This window comes from Mucilaginibacter sp. SMC90, from assembly GCF_022811725.1.
GTDB lineage: Bacteria > Bacteroidota > Bacteroidia > Sphingobacteriales > Sphingobacteriaceae > Mucilaginibacter.
Genome location: NZ_CP094527.1, coordinates 5,735,874 through 5,756,181 on the forward strand (window position 1 = coordinate 5,735,874; position 20,308 = coordinate 5,756,181).

Genomic DNA, 20,308 nt, shown 5'->3' on the forward strand with positions numbered 1-20,308 from the left:
CATCCGGTGCATAGTGATTGATTTGGTTTAAGGAACAATTATTTTAACTGCCTCGCTATAATTAAATTTATTATTGGCGTTTGCGGTTCTGGCGGCAACCCTTACATAATATGTTTTACCTGAGGTAAGCCCTGTGATGGCGTCAGCATATTGTTTGCCAAGTATCACGTTGTCTTCAATACCACTTAAGTCATTACTGGTGCTGAATTCATTAATCGTGTTGCTTACCGTCGGGTATGCAGACACCAGCGTTCTTGCTGTAGTAATTTTATCGCCAGCCTTTGTTCTTGATATAGTGTAACTGGTATTTACTCCTCCGGCCACAGCTGTCACGTTAGCTGTTATTGTGAGGTAAGGCGTAACCTTAAAATTGACCGTTGTCAGGCCGGATACATCAACAATTGCTGTATCTGCCGGAAAAAAAGCGCCCTCAATAGGAACAACCTTATATCGGCCCGCAAAAACCTGCGTATTTTCAAATGAACCATTGGCCCTGCACCAAAAATCATTTGGGGTAACATTATTACCGTATTTAGTTTCAATCAGCCTGATTTTTATGCCATTGGGCTGTTCTGTTTGGATCTGGCTGCCGGTAGCAGCATCAGTGATTGCGCCCTGTATACCTGCATTAGGAACCGGATAATTATCCTGTTTACAGGATGAAATGGCAAAACCTAATCCTATAAAACTGCATATGACGATATTTTTTAATTTCATTGTTGTTGTATTTTGAATTAGTAACCTGGGTTTTGAATTAACTTGGGGTCCTTTGAAATTTCACCCGGATCGATCCGCTCGTAATACATATTGGGTGTAAATGTTTTAGGATTGCCAACCGGCTTGGTTTTGTATTCATAAGCCGTCCCTGGTAATATCTGGTAAGGTAAAATCGCATTGAACTTAGTATTGTTAAGCAGCTTATCTGCAAGTCGCCACCTACGGATATCCCAGTAACGGTGCGGCTCCAGGGCCAGTTCAATCTGTCGCTCATGCCTGACTTTATCCCGGGTTACCTGTGCATCGGTTAACAGTTTGATCCCGGCGCGATCACGAATCAGGTTGATCGCTGTTTTGGCGTCAGCTGGTTTGCCTAATTCAACTGCAGCTTCGGCATAATTAAGCAGCACTTCTCCATAACGGAAGTCAATATACTGCTGATATGAACTGTTGTTTACAACAACTGACTTATCATAGGCCGGTTGCAGGTACTTGCGTACATAAAACCCGGTTTGGGATACCTCCCCCCCGCCTCCAATGCCATTTAAGCCAATTATATGTAAGTTTTTATAAAGTTCATTATAATCACCCGATGTAATGGTTGTGCCATTATCGATAATACCCGCTCTTACATCCATTTTATAGCCTTTCCAGTCGCCAAAAGGAAGCAGAATAGTAGCATCCAGCCTTGGATCTTTATTCAAAAAAAGATCTGAAGGGTTGTTATAATGGATCGGGTTGCCCGAAGCATCATTGATTTTTAATTTACCATCTGTACCGTCTGTATATTCGTAACTTTCTACCAGCTCAAGTGTGGGATTGATACGGCTACCATAACCTATAGACGGCCCTACGCCATGGTGGGGTAATACCCAAAGGTCATAAGAATGGGCTTTATCCGGATATTGAAACTTTTTAACGAAAATATTTTCGGGACTGCTAACATCAAGGAACGCGCTTGTATAATTTGCCGTCTTGTTAGGGTCTTTACTGTACAAAGCATATTTACCTGAAGTGATAATAGTTTTTGCAGCGTCATAGGCGGCCTGCCAGTAGGCCTGCGCGGTTGATGCGTCTATTCCAATAAGGCCATTTAACTGCACCGTTCCGTACGCGGCCTCGGATGCGGCATACAGCATGGCCCGTGATTTTAGTGCATAAGCTACATATTTATTAGCCCGGGTACCGTCGCTACTTTCATCAAGCAGACCAATAGCATCGTCAAGTTCCTTGGAAATAAAATCATAAACTTCTTTTTCGGTATTCCTCGGAACTTTCAATTCATCAAGATTGCTTCCGTTAAAATCCTGTACATCCGTGATCAAAGGCACGCCTCCGTAGCGTTTTACCATACCGAAATAGTAATAAGCACGGATAAATTTCGCTTCTCCCAGCCACTCATTTTTCTTAGCATCGGGAAAATTAGCAGTTGTTATTTTCGCAATGAACGCATTGACATTCCTTACCGGACCATAGCCCCACCAGCCCAAAGAAACACCGCTGCCTATATCCATCCTATCATCGTTAAGACAGTTCATCGCTTCATCTGTAATATCAGGCATCCAGTTTTGAGAATTGGAATTAAAGCCATTATACGGATGAAAATTAAAATCCTCGATAGGCAGATCACTATATAGCGAAGCGAAATATGCATTTATTGCAGATTCGTTGGCAAAAACTGTTTCATCCTGAATGATGTTTTGCGGCGCTACATTCAGGTCGTTTTTGCAGGAAAAGGTCAGCGACGCGCACATGGCAAAAAGTAATATATATTGAAATCTCTTTTTCATGGTCATAAATTAAAAAGTGAGGTTTACGCCGAAATTATAGTTCTTGGTAATGGGGTAAGTATTCCCATAGCTGGCATTGGTATGCTCCGGGTCTACAAGGTCGTTCAGGCCCGACCAGGTAACCAGGTTAAACCCATTAACATATATGCGTAATGACTTAACGAAGCCGCTTTTACCGATGAGCGAGGCAGGAAAAGTATAACCAAATTCAACGCTTTTTAAACGCAGGTAAGTGGCATCTTTTAACCAAAAATCTGAAGGCATAAAATTCCATCCGTCTGGCCTGTCGGTACCGCCCTTCGTCCTGGTTGAAGGGTATTTACCCGGAACCCATGGACTGTTGGCATCAAACAGGTTTTCGTGGTGCCAGCGGTCCATAAATACATCCAGCCCGTTGCGCCCAAACGCCAGGGGTCCGTCAAGGGCAATAGTTCCGAGGTATGATACCGTAAATTGCGATCCGCCCTGAAACAGCGCATTGATATCAAAACCTTTCCATTGCGCCGCCAGGCTAAACCCATAGGTCATCTCGGGAGTGCCGCTGTTTTTACCAACAACCTGCACATCATTGTCGTCGATGATTCCGTCATGGTTCAGGTCCTGGTATTTCAGATCACCGGGTAAAACATTCCGGTTTCCGTTACCGTCTTCAACGGGGGAGCTTTGTATTTCGGCGACAGACTGAAACTGCCCGATCACCTTGTATCCAAAATAGTTATCGTTCCAGCGGTTGCTGCCGTTACTGCGCCAGTTGCTGTATGAATTTGTGGCACCTGCTTGTTCAATATACAGGTTTTTTGTGCGTGTAAATGCAACGTTGCCGGATACATTGTAGTTAAAATCGCCTATATGGTTACGATAAGCAAGCGATATTTCAAACCCTTTGGTAAGGTCGCTGTTCAGGTTTTCCTGTGGTAGTCCTGCTCCTACTGTACCGGGTAAACTCAAATTACGGGTGGCTAACAAACCCTCTCTCCTTTTGCTAAAGACGTCGGCCTCAAGGTGAAGCTTATTTGAAAATAAATCCGCATCGATACCTATATTGGCCAGCTTGCTGGTAAACCAGGTAAGGTTTGGGTTGGATAACCCGCGAAAACCTAAACCGTTTACCAAAGTACCGTTTAATACATAATTGGACCCTGGGTAATTATAACCTGATAGATACTGGTAAGTAGAGGAAGCATCATCACCAAGTTTACCGTATGACGCTCTCAATTTCAGGTTATTAAGAAAGGATATTTTATCTTTAAAAAACCCCTCTTCCGAAATCCGCCAACCGGCAGAAACAGCAGGAAAAAAGCCCCAGCGATGGCCTTCCGCAAATTTTGAGGATCCATCTTCACGAAAGCTTCCTTCTAACAGGTATTTTCCTTTAAAGTCATAGTTGACCCTGCCAACAATGCCCTGATTAACATTTGGATCAACATTGGTGGAAGTGACTGCCTGGTTTGCGGTATTACCGGCATAAAGCTGATCAACGGCATCGAGGGAAAACTGTCTTGAACCGTTAAATGCAAGCCCGGATTGCTTTCTTTCTTCTACAAGCAGGAGCGCTTTAATATTATGGTCCGATCTTATGGTTTTAGCATACTCCAAAGAGGCCTGTGCTGTGGTCGATGTTGCTTCAGTATAGTATTGGGCCAGCGTAGTAGGCGCGTTACGTGTTCCGGTTACATTGTAGGTGTCGGTTGCGGTATCATAGTCGTAAACATTAACGGCCTTTTTCCATACTTTATTAAAACTGCTGAGATTGTCATATGCATATAATATCCTGGCCTTCAAACCATCAACAGCGCGTATCTTATAATTTAGTGCAAAACTGCCGTTAAAGGTTTTATTGGTATTATCATTATATCCTGAGTACGATGAAGTTGTGATAGATATCGGGTGAGTAGCGTCCGGCATATTGCTCAGGTATGCCGGATTGTTGTTTGCGTAAACGGAAATAGTGGGCGGTTCGGACCATAAAGCCTGAAATATGCTACCGGTACTTTCACCAGGAGCATTTTTCGTATCCTTTATCCCGTTTAACAAAACCTCAACCTGCAAATCCCTGGTAAGGTCGGCAGTGATATTAGAGCGAAAATTATACCTGTTGGCATTTAAATCACCTGATTTATAAATCCCCGTTTCATCATAATACCCCAGTGATAAAAAGTATTTTATCTTATCTGACGAGCCGCTTGCACTGATGCTGTGCTGCTGTTCCGGAGCATATTTACGTACTACAAGATTGTACCAGTCCGTACTTGGCAATGCCCCTGTGCGGTATTTTTCCAATACATCGGCCGAATATGGCGGCGTGTTTCCGGCGTTGATATAAGCTTCATCCGTTAGGGTTGCAAACTGATAAGCATTTAAAATTTCGGGGGAATGGGCTATTTTAGATGCCCCAAATGTGGAAGAATAATTAAAAACGGTTTTTCCGTTACCCCGTTTGGTAGTGATGAGCACAACGCCGTTGCCGCCCTTCACACCGTAAACGGCAGCCGAAGCATCTTTCAGGACTGAAATACTTTCAATTTCGTTAGGATCCAGCCTGTTGAAGCTTGATCTCGGGACGCCGTCGATAACAACAAGCGGGGCTCCGAAACCCCGGATATCAAAATCACTGGCATAATCGCCCGGCTCACTTGTTCTTTGAGTTACCCTTAACCCCGGAAGCTTACCGGCTAAAAGGTTTGCCACGTTACCATTTGTAGCCGTATTGATTTCCTTTGCGCTGACGGTTGAAATGGCACCTGTAACGGTCGCCTTTTTTTGACTGCCATAGCCAACAACCACTACTTCGTTTAAGCCGTTAGCTACAGGAACAAGCGATACATTTATTGTTTTATTACCTGCCACATTTACTTCCTGGGTATTGAAACCTATAAATGAAAAAACCAACACACCCGTTGTATCTGGCAGGCTGATAGTGTAGCTGCCATTTACAGTTGTAACGGCACCTGTCCTGGTACCTTTCAGCAATATGCTCACGCCGGGCATTACCTGTCCTTTGTCATCGGTTACCACACCCTTAACAACAAATGCGGGCAGTTCAGCTGCGGGGCGCCGCAAGTCCTGCCCACTTTCACGTTCGGCGATGATCACCTTATTGTTTTTTTGCAGGTACTCGAGGTTGGTATTGTTTAATACCGCATTAAGAAGGAAGGCTACGGTTTTGCCTTGTTCATCAATACTGATATGCGTATACCGGCTAATAAAGCTTTCATTGTAAGTAAAGTGAATTTTACTTTTACTTTCGATAAGCGTTAAAACCTCTTTTAAGCTTTTGTCCTGCACCCGGATATCGATCGTGGTTTTTTCAAGCGTTTGCCCCATGGAATCGCTTGCCCATATCAATTGCGTGCTTAATGTGACGAGAAGAATAATATAAAACGTAAATTTCATAATGCGCAGAGTTAACCGCATAATGTTATAGGTATATTTTTCCATACCTTTGAAAGGGATTAGATGAATAATTTTTGTTTACTGATCCGGCATGAAATTCAGCGTGTGATTGGCGTTACAGGGCTGATTTTTCATAGCTTACGACCGGTATGGATTACAATCACATACCGGTTTTTTTATGGGTTTTGTATAACTTATTTCATAGTTTTCGGTTGGGGTTGAGTTTATAATCGGTTTATTATTGGTTGGATTTTTCCTTGAGGATTACGTTTTTGCCGTTTATTGAATAGGTAAGGTTATTTGCCCTGCAAATAGCAAACAACAGGTCGTCAAGCTTGTCAGTACTATCAAATTCCGAGCTGAACCGGATATTTTTTATATCCCCGGTATCAAAAGTGATATGCACGTTAAAGGCATTTTCAAGCACTATCGCTACATTGCCGAGGCTTTCATTATTGAATTTATATTTCCCCTGCACCCAAACCGTGTAATCGGCAGCATTTATATGTTTTTGTATCATATTCCCGGTCTGCTTGGCAATGGTGACCTGTTCATTTGGCAATAAAATAATTGGGCTTACATTTGCGCCTTTTAAATGCACAAGCCCGCTCACAGATACTTTCCCACGGGTTACTGTTACCTGAACCTCTTTGGCTAATTTATAAGCACGAATATTAAATGCAGTTCCTAACACGTAGGTATGTGTGCCCACAGCTTCAACAACGAAAGTCTTTTTTTCATCGTGCCGGATATCAAAATAAGCTTCACCCTCCAGCAGGCTAACCTCGCGTGTGTTACCTCTAAATGTAACCGGGTACCTTAATTTGCTTGCTCCATTGAGTATCACGGTAGAGCCATCGCTCAGTGTTAATTTTACCCTTTGGCCGGGAGAAGCATAAGTTTCAGCATACTCTGCTTTAACCGTGCGCCCGGACTGATTGCGGACAGTAAATAAAAACCACGAACTAATCAACAGCAGGGAGGCGGCAACAGCTATCCATTTTATCAATGTGGGATGCGTTTTCTGCTGCTTGCTGAGCCGACTGTCTATTTCGTGTTTCAGCTGCTCACCAAAGTCGACATTGTCTTGTTCCTGCCAATCCCATTCCCCCGCCCTGGAAATCTGATCAAACCAGGCTTCAAGTTTCGCTTTTTCCTCTGGAGTGCATTGTTGGTTATGATATCGGTCTAAAAGTTTTTTGGCTTCTTTTGTATTCATAATTGCTCTTCATCATATAAGTCTCCTATACACAGGCTTGGTAGTAGAAGAAAAAATTTTTTATTACAGCAACCGGAATAATCAATCAGAAACTTACAATTAAACGGCGGCTATAAAACCGATTGCTGGAAACTTGTAACAGAAGGAGATGTTAAAGGCAATCATTGGTCGGAGACATATTGGATTAGCAAAAGTGATCATGAATTTTTGAAAGAAGAGGATGCTTATAAACAAACTTACCGCTATAAAATCAAGCTGATGGGTGGCGCGCAGGACTTGCTGAAAAGATTTTAAGTATAAAATTATTTGCGCTGATTCTCGTGCAACAGCTGCATCCAATAGAGCGTTCCATATATCACATGCAGATTAGCTTTTCTATTTCTTAATTTTTTAATCGAAATTGTTAACTTTTAACTATCATATTTTTTGTCCATTTAATAAATTCAGGTCTTGTATTAGTTAGCTAAGCTAAAATTAAGCTTGCAAATAATTCATTATGCAAATCATCAAGCCTTCATCTATTTTAAGTCCTTTTATAGCTGCATTTATGGTTGTCCAAAGTGATGGAGGGCTTATTAACCACGTGTTTCCCGACACATCGGTAATGATGATCATTCGTTTTAGAGGAAATGTAGTTATAGAGCAAGAAGGTCAAAAAATCTTGCTTCCACCCTTATCTATAGGGGGATTGAGCCTTTCCTCAAGGCTCATTCATTACGGAGAGAATAGCGGAAATATCCTTGTACAATTCAAACCAGCCGGGGCGACTGCATTTTTTAAAACTCCGCTTAACGAGCTTTTCAACTCCCATGTTTCCCTGGATGCCTTTTTCAGCAATTCTGAAATTAAGAATCTGGATGAAAAATTATCTTTAGTATTTTCTACCGAAGAAAAAGTAAAAGTTATTGAAGGATTTCTCATCTCTAAATTGAGGGATCGTAATCAGGACGAACTTATTCTAAATTCCATTTTAAGGATAAATGCTGCCTGTGGATCTGTAAAAATGATACAATTAGCAACAGCCTTGAACATAAGCCAGGATGCCTTCGAAAAACGATTTCGGAAAGTTGTTGGCAGTACTCCAAAACAATATGCATCAATTGTAAGGATGCGATCGTTGATTGACAGATGGCCTGCAAATGCCGCCCTGACAGAAGTTGCACTGGAGGCCGGTTTTTTTGACCAGTCACATTTTATAAAAGAGTTTAGAAAATTTACAGGGATGACGCCGTCTGCCTTTTTCAGGATTTAACTACCGCTGTATCAATTGAACCCTCCGTGCAGTGAAATTTTTAAGAAATTTTAAAAAAATCCAGTTTATCAATCAATGATTTTTTACTATTCCAACCATGGCTAACGTAGCATCTTTGTAAAAAAACATGAAATTAAGATTGATAATTACCATGACCACTATGCTCTTAGCAAATTGCTTGTGCTACGCAAAAAGCGAAAACATAGTGGATTCGGTTAAAACAAAAACAAAACAAATGGAACAAGTATTAATTGACAAAATCACCGTGCCCAAGAATGCGATCCTCAAACTAATAAATCGCTTGGATTACAATACTTCATTATTGGAGAAACAACCGGGTTTAATTAAAAACTCTCATTATGAACAAATTGATGAACAAGGTAACCTGACCATCATTACTATTGCAGTTTGGAAGGACGTTGATGCATTGAATAGTGCAAAAACGACGATTCAGGAAGATTACCGGCGAAACAATATCAATTTACCGGAAAAACTAAAAGAATGGGGAGTAGTTATAGATAGAGGTTTATATCAACTCAAAAGAGATAGTTCTCATATATCGAACTAATATAGCTATCCCCTTTTTAACACAAGAGTTATTCAGCCGGACAAAATCATGACATCATTATTAGAACAAACGTTTTCGATTACAACCAAAACAAATAAATATATTAAGATATTTATTATGCTAACTTATGAAATACTTTATCTTCTTTCTATTTGCAATAATAGTTTTGGATAGTTGCTCAAAACACAACGACCCGCAGATTCAGCTCGATCCTAAAAAGGCAACTATGAGTGACCTCGCAGGGCAATGGCACGTACAACTTGATACGATGTATAAACTAACTGGTGGAGCTGCAACAGTTACACAAATAGACCATGCCCCCCTACCTGCGGACAGAATCGACTTCCTGCAATTTAATACAGATGGTACGTGTTCGTCGGGCCATACTACAGCTACCGAATTTTTTACTTACACAGTAGCCAACGGAATAATCACAGATCAACAGAAAGCCAGCGACGGTTCGCCAAGTAATAAAAGCTATGCTACGATCTTAGCCATTACAAGAAACTCATTATTGCTCAGACAGAATAATACAACTGCATATACCGATGTATATCTTACTAAATAAGCGATCAAGTAATTCTTAGTTATTGGGTGCCTATTGATTATGAAGTTTCATAAAAGAAACATCTGATTTGAGCTTGAATATTTAAGTATTATTGATGTATTTCAAAAATCAGACACCTCAAGATGGCTGTTAATTAAACTCTTGCTTATTTTTTGGGGACAACAGCTGATTTACGTTGGACGGTGCATGCGGAAAAAATGCCGTATGCAAAGTCCCCCGTAATATTTGAAGGTGGATTGGTTGGTGTAGTATTATAAGGCCCGTCTGTATTAAACTGCGAAAGCGTATAAAAATAATTATAGGTGTTTTTGTCAATACAACGAAATTCAACTGAAACTGAGTCTCCGGCTTTTATCTCCGCATCCGGATTGAAAAGAAGTTGCTCATTCCGCAGACCATTGAAAGTGTTATCGTTCAACACAAAGTAGGTATCATCCAGTTTTCCGTTCACAGTTTGGATGAACCGATAGGAATTAGTAAACGGAGCAGGATCGTTAAAAACAGGTAACGTGGAATATTCCGGCCCTCCCGAATTTCCCTTACTGGTAAAGAGGTCGAATTGTAGGGTATCGAGGTGAACGACTTGCGGCATGGTTGAAGAGGCGTTAAAATGTTTACCTTCTGCGACGACCTTTAAAAAATAGGTCCTTCCGGGAATCCCTGATAATTTGGATGTTTTATAAATACCAGGCCCGGTTTCCTTTAGTGTATCGATCATGCCGGTATTATCTGAAATGATCACTAATGCTCCGCTTACCGGTGGCAGGTTGTTGGACTGATTGAAATTGACACTTTTATGAATTTGAACCTGGTATGGTCCTGGCGCGCTCGTAACTTCTCCTTCAATCACCATTTGTTGGGCGGTTGTTTTTAATTTCAGGTTTACTTCTTTTGTGCAGGAGGTCATAAACAGGCCCAGGCCTATTAAATATTTCGATATCTTTTGCATACTACTGGGTTTTAGAATTTGAAATTATAAGTGACGGATGGTATCCAACGAAATAATGTCGTCTGTTTGATCACCGTTTTCGTCGGGTCTGATTTGCTGTCCTCGAAGGACAACGTATAGGGGTTTTCTCTTCCATAGGCATTGTATAAGCTGAAATTCCAGGAAACTTCATGCCCGTTTTTCTTTTTCCGGGTATAGGTTGCACCCAGATCCAACCGGTGGTAGGCCGGTAAGCGGTCCCCATTGCGGTAAGTATATACGAATACACTTTGGCCACCGACCTGGTATTTCCCTCGGGGGAGGGTAACTGCATTTCCAGTACCGTAGATCCACAAGCCCGAAAGCGACCATTTAGATGACAATTCATAAACCCCGACAACGGAAATATCATGTGTACGGTCCTGCCTGGCATTATACCAACGGTTATTGTTGATGCCATTTATTTGCCGCTCTGTTTTCGCCAGGGTATATCCAATCCATCCGGTCAGTTTTCCCTGGGTCTTTTTTATAAGAAACTCTGCTCCATATGCACGTCCGCTACCAAAAAGAAGTTCACTTTCCACATCTCTGGAGGTGCTGATGTCCGCACCGTCTTTGTAATCGATCTGATTTTGCAGGCTTTTATAATAAACCTCGACACTCATTTGATATTTACTATTATTGAAATTCCTGGCATATCCCAAACTAAACTGATCGCTGATCTCCGGTTTGATCGTATAACTGTCACCGAACCACTGGTCAGTTGGTGAGGCACTCGTACTGTTGCTGAGTAAATGCAGGTGCTGCGTATTCCGTGCGTAGCCGGCCTTTACGCTGCTGGATTCGTCAATGTTATAATTGGCCTGTAACCTGGGCTCAGGATTCAGGTATGTTTTCCCAAGTCTGCCGGGTGCTAACACTACACTGTCTTTCTGGATTCCCTTTTCAAATATCCGGTAAGTGTCCCCTCCTAAAAGTGAGTACGCTGATAAGCGTAGGCCATAATCCAAAGACAGCTTTTCGGTAGCTTTCCAGGTATTATTTATAAAAACGGCGCTTTCATAAGAATTACGGCCTTTTTTGGCCACCTCCGCGCTATCCCGGCCGGTCAGCCTGGTAGGAACAAGATTATGCCGGATGACATTGAATCCAAACTTGACTGTATTTCGGTCATTCGGATACCAGGTTAATTCCTCTTTTACATTAAGATCCTGAATTTTTGAATTCAGTCGTGAGGTACTGTTGCTGGACCCGAAATTCATTTTGTAGTTATAGTCGCTGAAAATAAAAGAGGCGTTTGAGAATAACCTGGGGCTGACCTCATAAGCCCAGCGAAACGTAGCAGTCTTGTTACCCCAATTTACCGCAAAGGATTTCCCAATGCCTAAAACATCCTGTCCTGTATAGCCTGAGAAAAACAATCTGCTCTTATCGCTGATCCTATAGTTGGCCTTCGCGTTAAGATCATAGAAATAGAGCGTATTCTCTTTATTGTCCGGCGATAGTTTCAGGAACAGGTCAATGTAAGTTCTTCTGCCGGAAACAATAAACGATCCGCGATCTTTAGAAATCGGCCCTTCAAAGCTTGCACGGCTGCTGATAAGACCTATCCCCGCACTTCCGTTATAATTTTGATTGCTGCCGTCTTTCATTTTGACATCAAGCACCGAAGAGAGGCGGCCGCCGTATTGTGCAGGGCTGTTACCCTTCAGAATGGTGACATCTTTCAAGGCATCACTGTTAAAAGTGCTGAAAAAACCTAACAGATGCGATGCGTTATATACGGGTGCCTCGTCCAGCAATATCAGGTTTTGATCGGCACCGCCGCCCCGGACAAAGAAGCCTGAACTTCCTTCTCCTGCCGACTTTATCCCGGGAAGTAACTGTGCTGTCTTGAGAATGTCTTTCTCTCCGAAGATTACAGGGATTTTTGCAACACGGGAGACACTTAATTTCTCCATACCAATGCGCGCTTCGTGTACATTATCATCCTTTTTTTTAGCAGAAATAACCACTTCGTTAAGTCCCTGTGCATTCTCAATGAGCGATTGGTTAAGTTTAAGGTTGTTCCTGAGGTCGATTTCTACGGTGTCCGCCTTAAATCCAACCATTCTGAATAATAAATGATACTTTCCGGCCGGCAATGTGATAGAATAAAACCCATAGGCATTCGTAGCGCTGCCGCCGCCTGAACCAAGCACGTAGATTGTAGCCCCGATCAGGGTTTCTCCGTTCTTTTTATCGGTAAGCGTTCCGCTTACCGTGTACCGGGATTGTGCAATGGTACGCGTTGCGGCAAGTAATAGAAAAAAGGTTAATGCGATTCTGTACATGCTCGTTCGTTAAATGACTTAATTTCTGTCTTCGTTTTCCATCAGTCCGGATGGTCAACAAGACAAATTTGTCATCAAAAGGAGCGTGTTTGAAATTTTTGAGATGAAAGGGCTTAGTTCTGCGAAGAAGGGATCGGCCTATCCAAGGTTAGCGTTGTATCGGGCAAAAAACTCGTCGACATAGGTCTTTCCGATTGGAAATTGCTGGTCACCGATCAAAATGGTCGTTCTACGAACTGCTTCTATTTTTTTAAACGGGAGAATATAACTTCGGTGTACGCGAATAAATTGATCGCTGTTCAGCTTCTCTATCATTTCCTTCATCGACATCCTGGCCACTACAGTTTTCCGGTCCTTAATGTGGATCTTGAGATAATCAGCCAGGCCCTCAATGTAGCGTATATCATCCGCAAGAATTTTTATCAGGCTGAAATCCGCCCGTACATATATTTCCTTATTTATTCCTTTTTCTTTAGTTCCCATATATTCCGCATAATCCTTTGCCTTATTTACTGCTTGCGTAAAGCGCTTTTGATTGATGGGTTTGAGCAGGTAGTCGATCGCGTTGAGCTCGTAACTGGTAACCGCATATTCAGCAAAAGCAGTGGTAAAAACCACCATTGTATGGGGCTGAAGATATTTAACCAGTCTGATCCCCGTCATCGCCGGCATGTGAATATCACAGAAGACCAGGTCAACCGGGAACTTTCCAAGATATTTAAGCGCCTCGTTTGGCTGGGTTAATGTTTTCAGTAAATGAACGTCTTCATTATTTTTACATAAAGACTCCAGCACTGTAAGTGCTAATGGTTCATCATCGATGGCAATTGCGCTAATCATTTTAAATTAAGATGAAGTGATACAGAGAAGGTTTTAGGGCCATCATTAATGACCAGCAGATGCCTGGAGGGATAAATGAGTTGTAACCGATGCCTGGTATTTTCAATGCCCAACCCACTTTTTTCAGATGTGTCACTTTGGATACTCACCCGGTTATTCAAAACATTTAACAGAAGTTCGGACTGATTTATGGTAATTGATATCCGGATTGCACTTTTTTGCTCTGAATTCACTCCATGTTTGAAGGCGTTTTCGATAAAGGGTATGAGCAGCATAGGTGCGATTTGCAAATCCGGGATATCCTCAATAATTGAAAATTCAAGTTTAACACTTCTGTCCAGCCGGATCTTTTGCAGTTCAACGTAGTTATTAATATAGTTCATCTCATCGTCAAGGAGCACAAAGTCCTGTTGGGTATCTTTCATGGTATACCGCATCATTTCAGATAGTTTATCAACCATATCAGCAGCTTTCGGTGAACTTTCTATTGCTGTGGCATAAATGTTATTCAGGGTATTGAACAGAAAATGGGGATTGATCTGCGATTTTAGCGAAGCGAGCTGAGCAGACAACTTTTCACTTTCGGTTTGTCTTAAACGCTTATAAACCATCCACAAAACGGATGTGATATTTGCCAGGAACCATAATGAAATAGCATTGATAATAATTACGGGAATCAACTTTTCTGTCAGTGGATTGATGGCTATCAAACTTCGTGAATTAACGTTAGGGAAGAAAAACAGTCCGCCCGATACTATAAATACGATAGCGATTGCAAGTAACATACATCCAATATACAGGAAGTATTTTTTGGTCAGTAGCAGTCTGGGGATCAGATATAAATAATTGATGTAAAATGTTGCCAATAACACAAAGCTAAGTGCCAGGCACACCAGGAGATATTGCAGATCTGTATCTGGATCAATTGCCCTGAACACCTGGTCGGTCGAGACATATGGGATCACCAGCAACAAAAACCAAATCAATGCATGGGTGATGAGGGCAAACCTGGAAACTTTCATTATATAATCTTTTAAGCCGCAAATGAATTGTACATTTTAACAATATTCAAAAAAATGCGAAAAAGGGATATAATTTGTCGATTTAGGTGAATATATAAAATCCCGTTTCAAAATACCCTATCAGTAGTTGATCTGCGGTTACCAAACTTATTACCGGGCACAATCAGTATTTGAAGATTTTACAATTGGTTATACATTAAATATCCATCTAAATACGAGATCAATTCCGCCTCCGAATCTGAGGGAGCGATCATGCCGGTATACCCATCAGGCCTGATGATGTATATATACTGCTCATTTCCAAAATAAGCAGCATAGATGCTGTCTAATAAAACAGATTTAACTGCGCCGTTAAACCGGGAATTTAGCTTATTGGCCAATCCCTCGTTTTTCACAAACATCACTACAGAAAAATGAACGCCCCTGTAAAAATCCGATAACCATGTTCCGTCTGATAATAAAGCGTCAGGAGCACGATCTCCGGCCTGAAGAACGGAACTGCCTTTAGTGATATCCAGGCTTAAGGAACTCGAACGATAGTTAAGGTCTAACTGGGTGGTATCTTTAGAACCCATCTTTTGCAGCCTTCCACTACCGCCGGCTTTAACAGAATCTGCCGTTACTTTCTGGCGCTGAGAACTTATTTTTAAGGTCCATGTGGAGAATTCGCTGATATTGACCACCTGATTTCGGCGCAAACTGACCACCGATTCCGCGGGAAAGTGACCACCTGATTTCGGAGGAAACTGACCACCCCGAACGAGCCGCTTATGCTGTAGAAGCAGGCCTATTTTTGAGGTTTAACAACTTCACTAATGGCCAACACTACGATAAGCATGAGTAAGATAAGACAGATCCTAAGGATGTACAGCCAGGGCCGCAGCAAGCTATCGATAGCGGCCCAGACCGGCGTGTCACGCAATACCGCAAAGAAGTACCTTATTGCGTTCGATGCCAGCGGCTTTACGTTCGAAGAGATCAATACCCTTAATGATAAAGAGCTGGAGGACTTCTTTGGCAAAAGCAGTGAACGCCCTCCGGACAAGCGGATGGTAGCCCTGCAACGATGTTTCCCGCAAATAGATAAAGAGCTAAAGCGGGTCGGTATGAACCGCCGCATCCTGTGGGAAGCTTATATCAAAGAGTTCCCTGACGGGTTCAAATACACCCAATTCTGCTTTTATTACAACCAGTGGAAAGCCCGCGTGAACCCCACAATGCACCTGGATCATAAAGCCGGTGATAAGCTGTATGTGGACTTTGCCGGTGAAAAGCTAAGCATAACGGACAAGGATACCGGTGAGGTCATTGAGGCCGAGGTGTTCGTTGCTATCCTTGGCGCCAGTCAATTGACCTATGTTGAAGCTGTGCTGAGCCAGCAGAAAGAAGACTTTATAGCAGCCTGCGAGAATGCCCTGCACTTTTATGGCGGCGTACCTGCCGCCATCGTTCCCGACAACCTGAAGGCTGCCGTTACCAAAAGCAACCGCTATGAGCCAACACTGAACGAGACCTTTGCCGACTTTGCCGACCATTACGGAACGACCATCTTACCAGCGAGGGCGTACCGCCCTCGCGACAAAGCACTGGTAGAAGGAGCTGTTAAGATCGTTTACAGCCGTATCTACGCACCTATTCGCAAAGAGGCCTATCATACCCTTGCAGAACTGAACACAGCGGTCAAGGTCGCTTTAGAAGCACATAACAGCCAGCCGCTGAAAGGCCGCAATTACAGCAGAAAGCTCCAGTTCGAGGAGATAGAACGCCAGGCTCTCTCGCCATTACCGGCATTACGTTATGAGTTCAAACGGCAGCACCAGGCCACCGTAATGAAGAACGGGCATGTTTGTCTTGGTATCGACAAACACTACTACAGCGTACCGTACCGCTTCATCGGCAGGAAGGTCAAACTGCTGTATTCCCGCACCAACGTAGAGGTCTATTACCACTACGAACGCATTGCCATGCACAGGCGTATCAAAAGCCCTTACAGCTATACTACGGATAAAGACCACCTGGCTTCGACACACCGCTTTATGACCGAATGGACACCCGATAAGTTCCTGGAATGGGCGGCATCCATTCATGAGGATGTGAGGCTTTACATCCTGAAGATACTGGACCGGAAGCAACACCCGGAACAAGCTTACCGCTCCTGTATCGGTATCCTCAGCCTGGCGCGTAAGGCAGGTAACGAAAGGCTGGCCAGTGCCTGCAGGCGTGCACTCGGTTATGGCGTTTATAACTACAAGACTATACAGCAGATACTGGAGAACAAGATGGACAGCTACGAGGATAGCTTATTTGCTGACGAACTGCCTATGCCCAGCCATGACAATATCCGTGGAGAGAACTACTATAAATAACCATTAATAAATAGATCGATATGAACACGAACACCTTGGACAAACTTCGCAAGCTGAAGTTCTTTGGCATGTACCATGCCTTTAAAAGCTGCCTGGAAACGGGCCAGACCGCTGAATACACTACTGATGAACTGCTGGCTCACCTGGTAGAGGCCGAATGGGACGACCGGCAGAACAGGCGCATAGAGCGTACCATCATGTACGCCAAGTTCCGCTATAAAGCATCGGTAGAGAACATTCATTATCATGCAGATCGCAGCATCGACCGCAACCAGGTGATGCGTTTGGCAGACTGTCACTTTATTGACCGTAATGAGAACCTGCTGATCACAGGCAGCACCGGTATCGGCAAAAGCTACATTGCTTCTGCTATCGGACACCAGGCCTGCATACTGGGTTACCGCGTGTTCTATGCCAGTACACCCAAGCTCTTCGCTAAGCTGAAGATGGCCAAGGCAGATGGTTCCTACATGAAGGATGTCGCCAAACTGGAACGCCAGCAACTACTGATCCTGGATGACTTCGGTATACAGCCTTTTGATGCGCAGAGCAGGGCTGCACTGATGGAGATCATTGAGGACAGGCACGGTAAGACATCGCTGATCATCACCTCTCAGCTGCCGGTCAGTAAATGGTATGAGGTCATTGGTGAAAAGACGATCGCTGATGCTATCCTTGACCGTATCGTGCATGATGCGCACCGGATGGAACTGAAAGGAGAGTCGATGAGAAAAAGAAGGCCGGCAGAGCCCGAAAAAAGCTATCTGCAAAACACACTTTAAATAACTACTTTTGACAACGCTTCTACAGCGTTCGCTGCGCTCGTTCGCCAGCACTTTAGGTGGTCAATTTGCCACGGAATCACCTGGTCAACTTCTCCGTATTATACAATAATGAAGGCTTTCCTGCAATAAGGGATGATTTTTAGGAGCCATTAACTTGAACTTGCTTAGCGCCGTGCAAACGGCGTAAATAAATACACCGGCAAAACCCGCAAAAGTACAAACCTCGATGATACCTATTTGGTTATACCAGCCATGAACCTGTGTTCCGACGGTATCCGGAGCCACCATCTGCCATATGTCCAGCCAGTGGCCTGCTATTAAAATCAGGCAGGTCACTTTCATCATTTTCCATTTCCGTTTTGAATCGCGGGACATGAAAAAAAACAACGGAACGCAAAAATTGATGATCATGTTTACCCAGAACCAGCTTTTATACTCCGGCTCCCATCTTTTATGAAAATAGATCGCTTCCTCAGGAATGTTAGCATAATACTGGAGTAAGAACTGCTCGAACCACAGGTAACACCAGAATATCGATAAGCCAAAAATGAGCACACCCAAAGTATGCAGATGCTCGGTGCTGAACCAATCCATGTAACCGGCCTCCTTGAGGTACATCGCAACTAATGTTACCGCGACAAATCCGCTAACCAACAATCCCGCAAGGTTATACCAGGCAAACAGTGTAGAGAACCATTCCGGCTCCAGCGACATGATTACATCGAATATAAAAAGCGGAACAGTGAACATGAACACAACCAGGAAAAAAGCCGAAGTAGACAGGCTCTTTTTATAGTTTTTCATTCCGCCTATTTCGTCCTCGTTCACAGATTTCTTTCTGAGCCTGCTGCCGATAAAGCTGTATACCGTTAAATAGATGGCAAGCCTGATCAGGAAAAACGGTACGTTCATATACACCGATTTTCCGGCAATAACTTTATTATAATTTGGATTTCCCGGTATGGTAACGCCTTCAAGGTTCCATCCTTTATACAGATAGGAAAGCGTGGTTTGTGCGCCGTCGTCGTTCTGTCCTGCATGTGTAAAATACAAACCCGAGCAAACCACCAGGAACAAAATGAGGCCGGCAACGGGCAGCGCTCTTCCCAGCGCCTGCGTGATACGCAGAATGGCAGTTGCCCAGGCCGCCTGAGAAACATAAGCAATAGCCGTTATGCAAACACCGCACAGGCAAAGACATACCAGGTAATAAGCATTTAACAACAGGTTGGAAAACGTGCGTTCCGCGTGCCCGGACAAAAAACCGTATAAAACCCCGAGAATACCGACGCCGATCAGCGCGATACTCCAGTTCCTGGCTTTACCTTTAAATTCAAATTGATTACTGAAAGAGTCTGATTTTATCATGAATATTGATGAATTATAGTTTAATATTTAACGCGATAACATTCTTTTCACGGCCCTGGCAATTTCCACAGACCCGCTGTACTGCAAAAAACTGGCGACACCTTCATCCATTACGATATAACTGGTTTTCAATACAATAGCAAAGCGATAGTCGATTACCGGCAGCCTGATGATCCTCGGCGGTTTTGTTGTCATCAGCCAGGAGGCGCAGATAAATGCACCCAGCATAAATAAAGATGTTAAAACCGTAACAATTATCTCATTGCCCAATAATGGCAAATGCCAGTTATGGGTTAGTGTATATAGCACCAGGGGAGCAAGCACCGCACCGCCGAAGCATCCATATTTCAAAGCGATATAACCTCTTTTAAGTTCTTTTAACCGCAATTTGTATTTCAACCCTTCGATATGGACCGGAGTATACACCTCGTGAATGGGAATATGAAATGACTGCAGCGCCTCTATTCCGAATAACAGATCTTCCGCATGGCTGAAATGGCACAGCAAAAATCCTCCCGCTGCCTTTGAAATAAGGTGTGACGATTGATTCCCTGTTCTGGTTTCTTCTGTTTTATAGTGTACCGCCATTTTTATTTATCTGGTTTGTCTTTTTTTAAATCCTATCGGAATAATCAGTATTTATTCCCCAAGTCCGGCGTTGCAGAGGTCCTACACTCCCTCCCGCCCGAAAATCCGATATAATATTTCTTAAAAAATTGATGTAGATCAAAAAGAAACATTGACATCAGTCACCAATCGATCAAGTATAAGGATGAGTTTAGTCCCGGCCAGGCGTCGACACGCCGCGTTTGATTTACCATTCTGTTTTTCACATTAATGAGCTACTTGCTTTTCCGGGTTCTCCTTACCGTTGTCCTTCCACAGGTACAGGAGGATAAATATGGAAATGATCGGCAGGAACGTCGAAATCCCAAACCATTTCCAGAAACTCAATCCAATCTGCTTAGCCAGAATAGCGGCTGCAAACTGAAAGCAGTTAATTATACTGCCTGCAGCTATAATTAGTAATCCCCATAACATCCACATTGTTATAAATCTTAATGTTTAAAAAAATCTGTTTTTTTCATAAAAAAGCGCGCATCTTTCTTCCTAAAGTTCCTCTTTGCCTAAGCCTAAAAAGTTGATATACATCAAAAAG

17 protein-coding genes are annotated in these 20,308 nt (G+C 43.0%); 5 read left to right on the plus strand and 12 right to left on the minus strand.

Annotated elements, in window-relative coordinates; all coding sequences use genetic code 11:
* Nucleotides 1–27: 27 nt before the first annotated feature.
* From MTO98_RS23750 to MTO98_RS23765, 4 genes are all read right to left on the minus strand, one after another.
* Complete coding sequence (locus MTO98_RS23750; RefSeq protein WP_243481468.1) at nucleotides 28–717, minus strand: DUF3823 domain-containing protein; 690 nt, start codon at nucleotides 715–717, stop codon at nucleotides 28–30.
* A 17-nt stretch (nucleotides 718–734) separates the two neighbouring features.
* Nucleotides 735–2,507, minus strand: a complete 1,773-nt coding sequence (locus MTO98_RS23755; protein ID WP_243481469.1) for a RagB/SusD family nutrient uptake outer membrane protein — start codon at nucleotides 2,505–2,507, stop codon at nucleotides 735–737.
* 9 nt (nucleotides 2,508–2,516) lie between these two features.
* Nucleotides 2,517–5,900, minus strand: a complete 3,384-nt coding sequence (locus MTO98_RS23760) for a TonB-dependent receptor (RefSeq protein ID WP_243481470.1) — start codon at nucleotides 5,898–5,900, stop codon at nucleotides 2,517–2,519.
* 238 nt (nucleotides 5,901–6,138) lie between these two features.
* Entirely contained in the window at nucleotides 6,139–7,119 is a 981-nt protein-coding gene (locus MTO98_RS23765; protein WP_243481471.1) for a FecR family protein, read from the minus strand.
* A 496-nt stretch (nucleotides 7,120–7,615) separates the two neighbouring features.
* Here MTO98_RS23765 and MTO98_RS23770 point away from each other — a divergent pair, with 496 nt between their 5' ends.
* The 3 genes from MTO98_RS23770 to MTO98_RS23780 all read left to right on the plus strand — a co-directional run bounded on the left by MTO98_RS23770 (nucleotide 7,616) and on the right by MTO98_RS23780 (nucleotide 9,507).
* Nucleotides 7,616–8,371 carry an AraC family transcriptional regulator gene (locus MTO98_RS23770; protein WP_243481472.1) on the plus strand — a complete coding sequence of 252 codons (756 nt, stop codon included), beginning with the start codon at nucleotides 7,616–7,618 and terminating at the stop codon, nucleotides 8,369–8,371.
* A gap of 235 nt (nucleotides 8,372–8,606) precedes the next feature.
* Nucleotides 8,607–8,939 carry a hypothetical protein gene (locus MTO98_RS23775; RefSeq protein ID WP_243481473.1) on the plus strand — a complete coding sequence of 111 codons (333 nt, stop codon included), beginning with the start codon at nucleotides 8,607–8,609 and terminating at the stop codon, nucleotides 8,937–8,939.
* Nucleotides 8,940–9,066: 127 nt separating this feature from the next.
* Nucleotides 9,067–9,507, plus strand: a complete 441-nt coding sequence (locus tag MTO98_RS23780) for a hypothetical protein (RefSeq protein WP_243481474.1) — start codon at nucleotides 9,067–9,069, stop codon at nucleotides 9,505–9,507.
* A gap of 145 nt (nucleotides 9,508–9,652) precedes the next feature.
* Here the strand turns inward: MTO98_RS23780 and MTO98_RS23785 are convergent, their stop codons facing one another.
* The 5 genes from MTO98_RS23785 to MTO98_RS23805 all read right to left on the minus strand — a co-directional run bounded on the left by MTO98_RS23785 (nucleotide 9,653) and on the right by MTO98_RS23805 (nucleotide 15,328).
* Complete coding sequence (locus MTO98_RS23785; RefSeq protein WP_243481475.1) at nucleotides 9,653–10,456, minus strand: DUF4249 domain-containing protein; 804 nt, start codon at nucleotides 10,454–10,456, stop codon at nucleotides 9,653–9,655.
* A gap of 11 nt (nucleotides 10,457–10,467) precedes the next feature.
* Nucleotides 10,468–12,768: a TonB-dependent receptor gene (locus tag MTO98_RS23790; RefSeq protein WP_243481476.1), complete on the minus strand. Its 2,301-nt coding sequence runs from the start codon at nucleotides 12,766–12,768 to the stop codon at nucleotides 10,468–10,470.
* Between the two features lie 138 nt (nucleotides 12,769–12,906).
* Entirely contained in the window at nucleotides 12,907–13,608 is a 702-nt protein-coding gene (locus MTO98_RS23795) for a LytTR family DNA-binding domain-containing protein (RefSeq protein WP_243481477.1), read from the minus strand.
* Nucleotides 13,605–14,630 (minus strand): sensor histidine kinase, encoded by a 1,026-nt coding sequence (locus MTO98_RS23800; RefSeq protein WP_243481478.1) that lies wholly within the window; start codon nucleotides 14,628–14,630, stop codon nucleotides 13,605–13,607. Before MTO98_RS23800 ends, MTO98_RS23795 begins: the two co-directional genes overlap by 4 nt.
* Before the next feature lie 179 nt (nucleotides 14,631–14,809).
* Complete coding sequence (locus MTO98_RS23805) at nucleotides 14,810–15,328, minus strand: hypothetical protein (RefSeq protein ID WP_243481479.1); 519 nt, start codon at nucleotides 15,326–15,328, stop codon at nucleotides 14,810–14,812.
* Between the two features lie 138 nt (nucleotides 15,329–15,466).
* Here MTO98_RS23805 and istA point away from each other — a divergent pair, with 138 nt between their 5' ends.
* Nucleotides 15,467–16,996: an IS21 family transposase gene (gene istA / locus MTO98_RS23810; protein WP_243481480.1), complete on the plus strand. Its 1,530-nt coding sequence runs from the start codon at nucleotides 15,467–15,469 to the stop codon at nucleotides 16,994–16,996.
* Nucleotides 16,997–17,016: 20 nt separating this feature from the next.
* On the plus strand, nucleotides 17,017–17,778 hold the full coding sequence (gene istB / locus MTO98_RS23815; protein ID WP_119407387.1) for an IS21-like element helper ATPase IstB: 762 nt from the start codon (nucleotides 17,017–17,019) through the stop codon (nucleotides 17,776–17,778).
* Nucleotides 17,779–17,865: 87 nt separating this feature from the next.
* Here the strand turns inward: istB and MTO98_RS23820 are convergent, their stop codons facing one another.
* The 3 genes from MTO98_RS23820 to MTO98_RS23830 all read right to left on the minus strand — a co-directional run bounded on the left by MTO98_RS23820 (nucleotide 17,866) and on the right by MTO98_RS23830 (nucleotide 20,196).
* Nucleotides 17,866–19,149 carry a chloride channel protein gene (locus MTO98_RS23820; protein ID WP_243481481.1) on the minus strand — a complete coding sequence of 428 codons (1,284 nt, stop codon included), beginning with the start codon at nucleotides 19,147–19,149 and terminating at the stop codon, nucleotides 17,866–17,868.
* 27 nt (nucleotides 19,150–19,176) lie between these two features.
* A complete protein-coding gene (locus tag MTO98_RS23825; RefSeq protein ID WP_243481482.1) occupies nucleotides 19,177–19,737 on the minus strand; it encodes a quinol:electron acceptor oxidoreductase subunit ActD in 561 nt (186 codons plus the stop codon).
* Nucleotides 19,738–19,983: 246 nt separating this feature from the next.
* A complete protein-coding gene (locus tag MTO98_RS23830; protein WP_243481483.1) occupies nucleotides 19,984–20,196 on the minus strand; it encodes a hypothetical protein in 213 nt (70 codons plus the stop codon).
* Nucleotides 20,197–20,308: the final 112 nt, after the last annotated feature.

Bases quoted from the DNA above. Each gene is read 5' to 3' on its own strand.
- MTO98_RS23770 (WP_243481472.1), top strand. From the start codon at position 7,616: ATGCAAATCATCAAGCCTTCATCTATTTTAAGTCCTTTTATAGCTGCA.
- MTO98_RS23800 (WP_243481478.1), bottom strand. From the start codon at position 14,630: ATGAAAGTTTCCAGGTTTGCCCTCATCACCCATGCATTGATTTGGTTT.
- istB (WP_119407387.1), top strand. From the start codon at position 17,017: ATGAACACGAACACCTTGGACAAACTTCGCAAGCTGAAGTTCTTTGGC.
- MTO98_RS23825 (WP_243481482.1), bottom strand. From the start codon at position 19,737: ATGGCGGTACACTATAAAACAGAAGAAACCAGAACAGGGAATCAATCG.
- MTO98_RS23795 (WP_243481477.1), bottom strand. From the start codon at position 13,608: ATGATTAGCGCAATTGCCATCGATGATGAACCATTAGCACTTACAGTG.
- MTO98_RS23775 (WP_243481473.1), top strand. From the start codon at position 8,607: ATGGAACAAGTATTAATTGACAAAATCACCGTGCCCAAGAATGCGATC.
- MTO98_RS23830 (WP_243481483.1), bottom strand. From the start codon at position 20,196: ATGTGGATGTTATGGGGATTACTAATTATAGCTGCAGGCAGTATAATT.
- MTO98_RS23780 (WP_243481474.1), top strand. From the start codon at position 9,067: ATGAAATACTTTATCTTCTTTCTATTTGCAATAATAGTTTTGGATAGT.
- MTO98_RS23755 (WP_243481469.1), bottom strand. From the start codon at position 2,507: ATGAAAAAGAGATTTCAATATATATTACTTTTTGCCATGTGCGCGTCG.
- MTO98_RS23765 (WP_243481471.1), bottom strand. From the start codon at position 7,119: ATGAATACAAAAGAAGCCAAAAAACTTTTAGACCGATATCATAACCAA.
- MTO98_RS23790 (WP_243481476.1), bottom strand. From the start codon at position 12,768: ATGTACAGAATCGCATTAACCTTTTTTCTATTACTTGCCGCAACGCGT.
- MTO98_RS23820 (WP_243481481.1), bottom strand. From the start codon at position 19,149: ATGATAAAATCAGACTCTTTCAGTAATCAATTTGAATTTAAAGGTAAA.
- MTO98_RS23760 (WP_243481470.1), bottom strand. From the start codon at position 5,900: ATGAAATTTACGTTTTATATTATTCTTCTCGTCACATTAAGCACGCAA.
- istA (WP_243481480.1), top strand. From the start codon at position 15,467: ATGAGTAAGATAAGACAGATCCTAAGGATGTACAGCCAGGGCCGCAGC.
- MTO98_RS23750 (WP_243481468.1), bottom strand. From the start codon at position 717: ATGAAATTAAAAAATATCGTCATATGCAGTTTTATAGGATTAGGTTTT.
- MTO98_RS23785 (WP_243481475.1), bottom strand. From the start codon at position 10,456: ATGCAAAAGATATCGAAATATTTAATAGGCCTGGGCCTGTTTATGACC.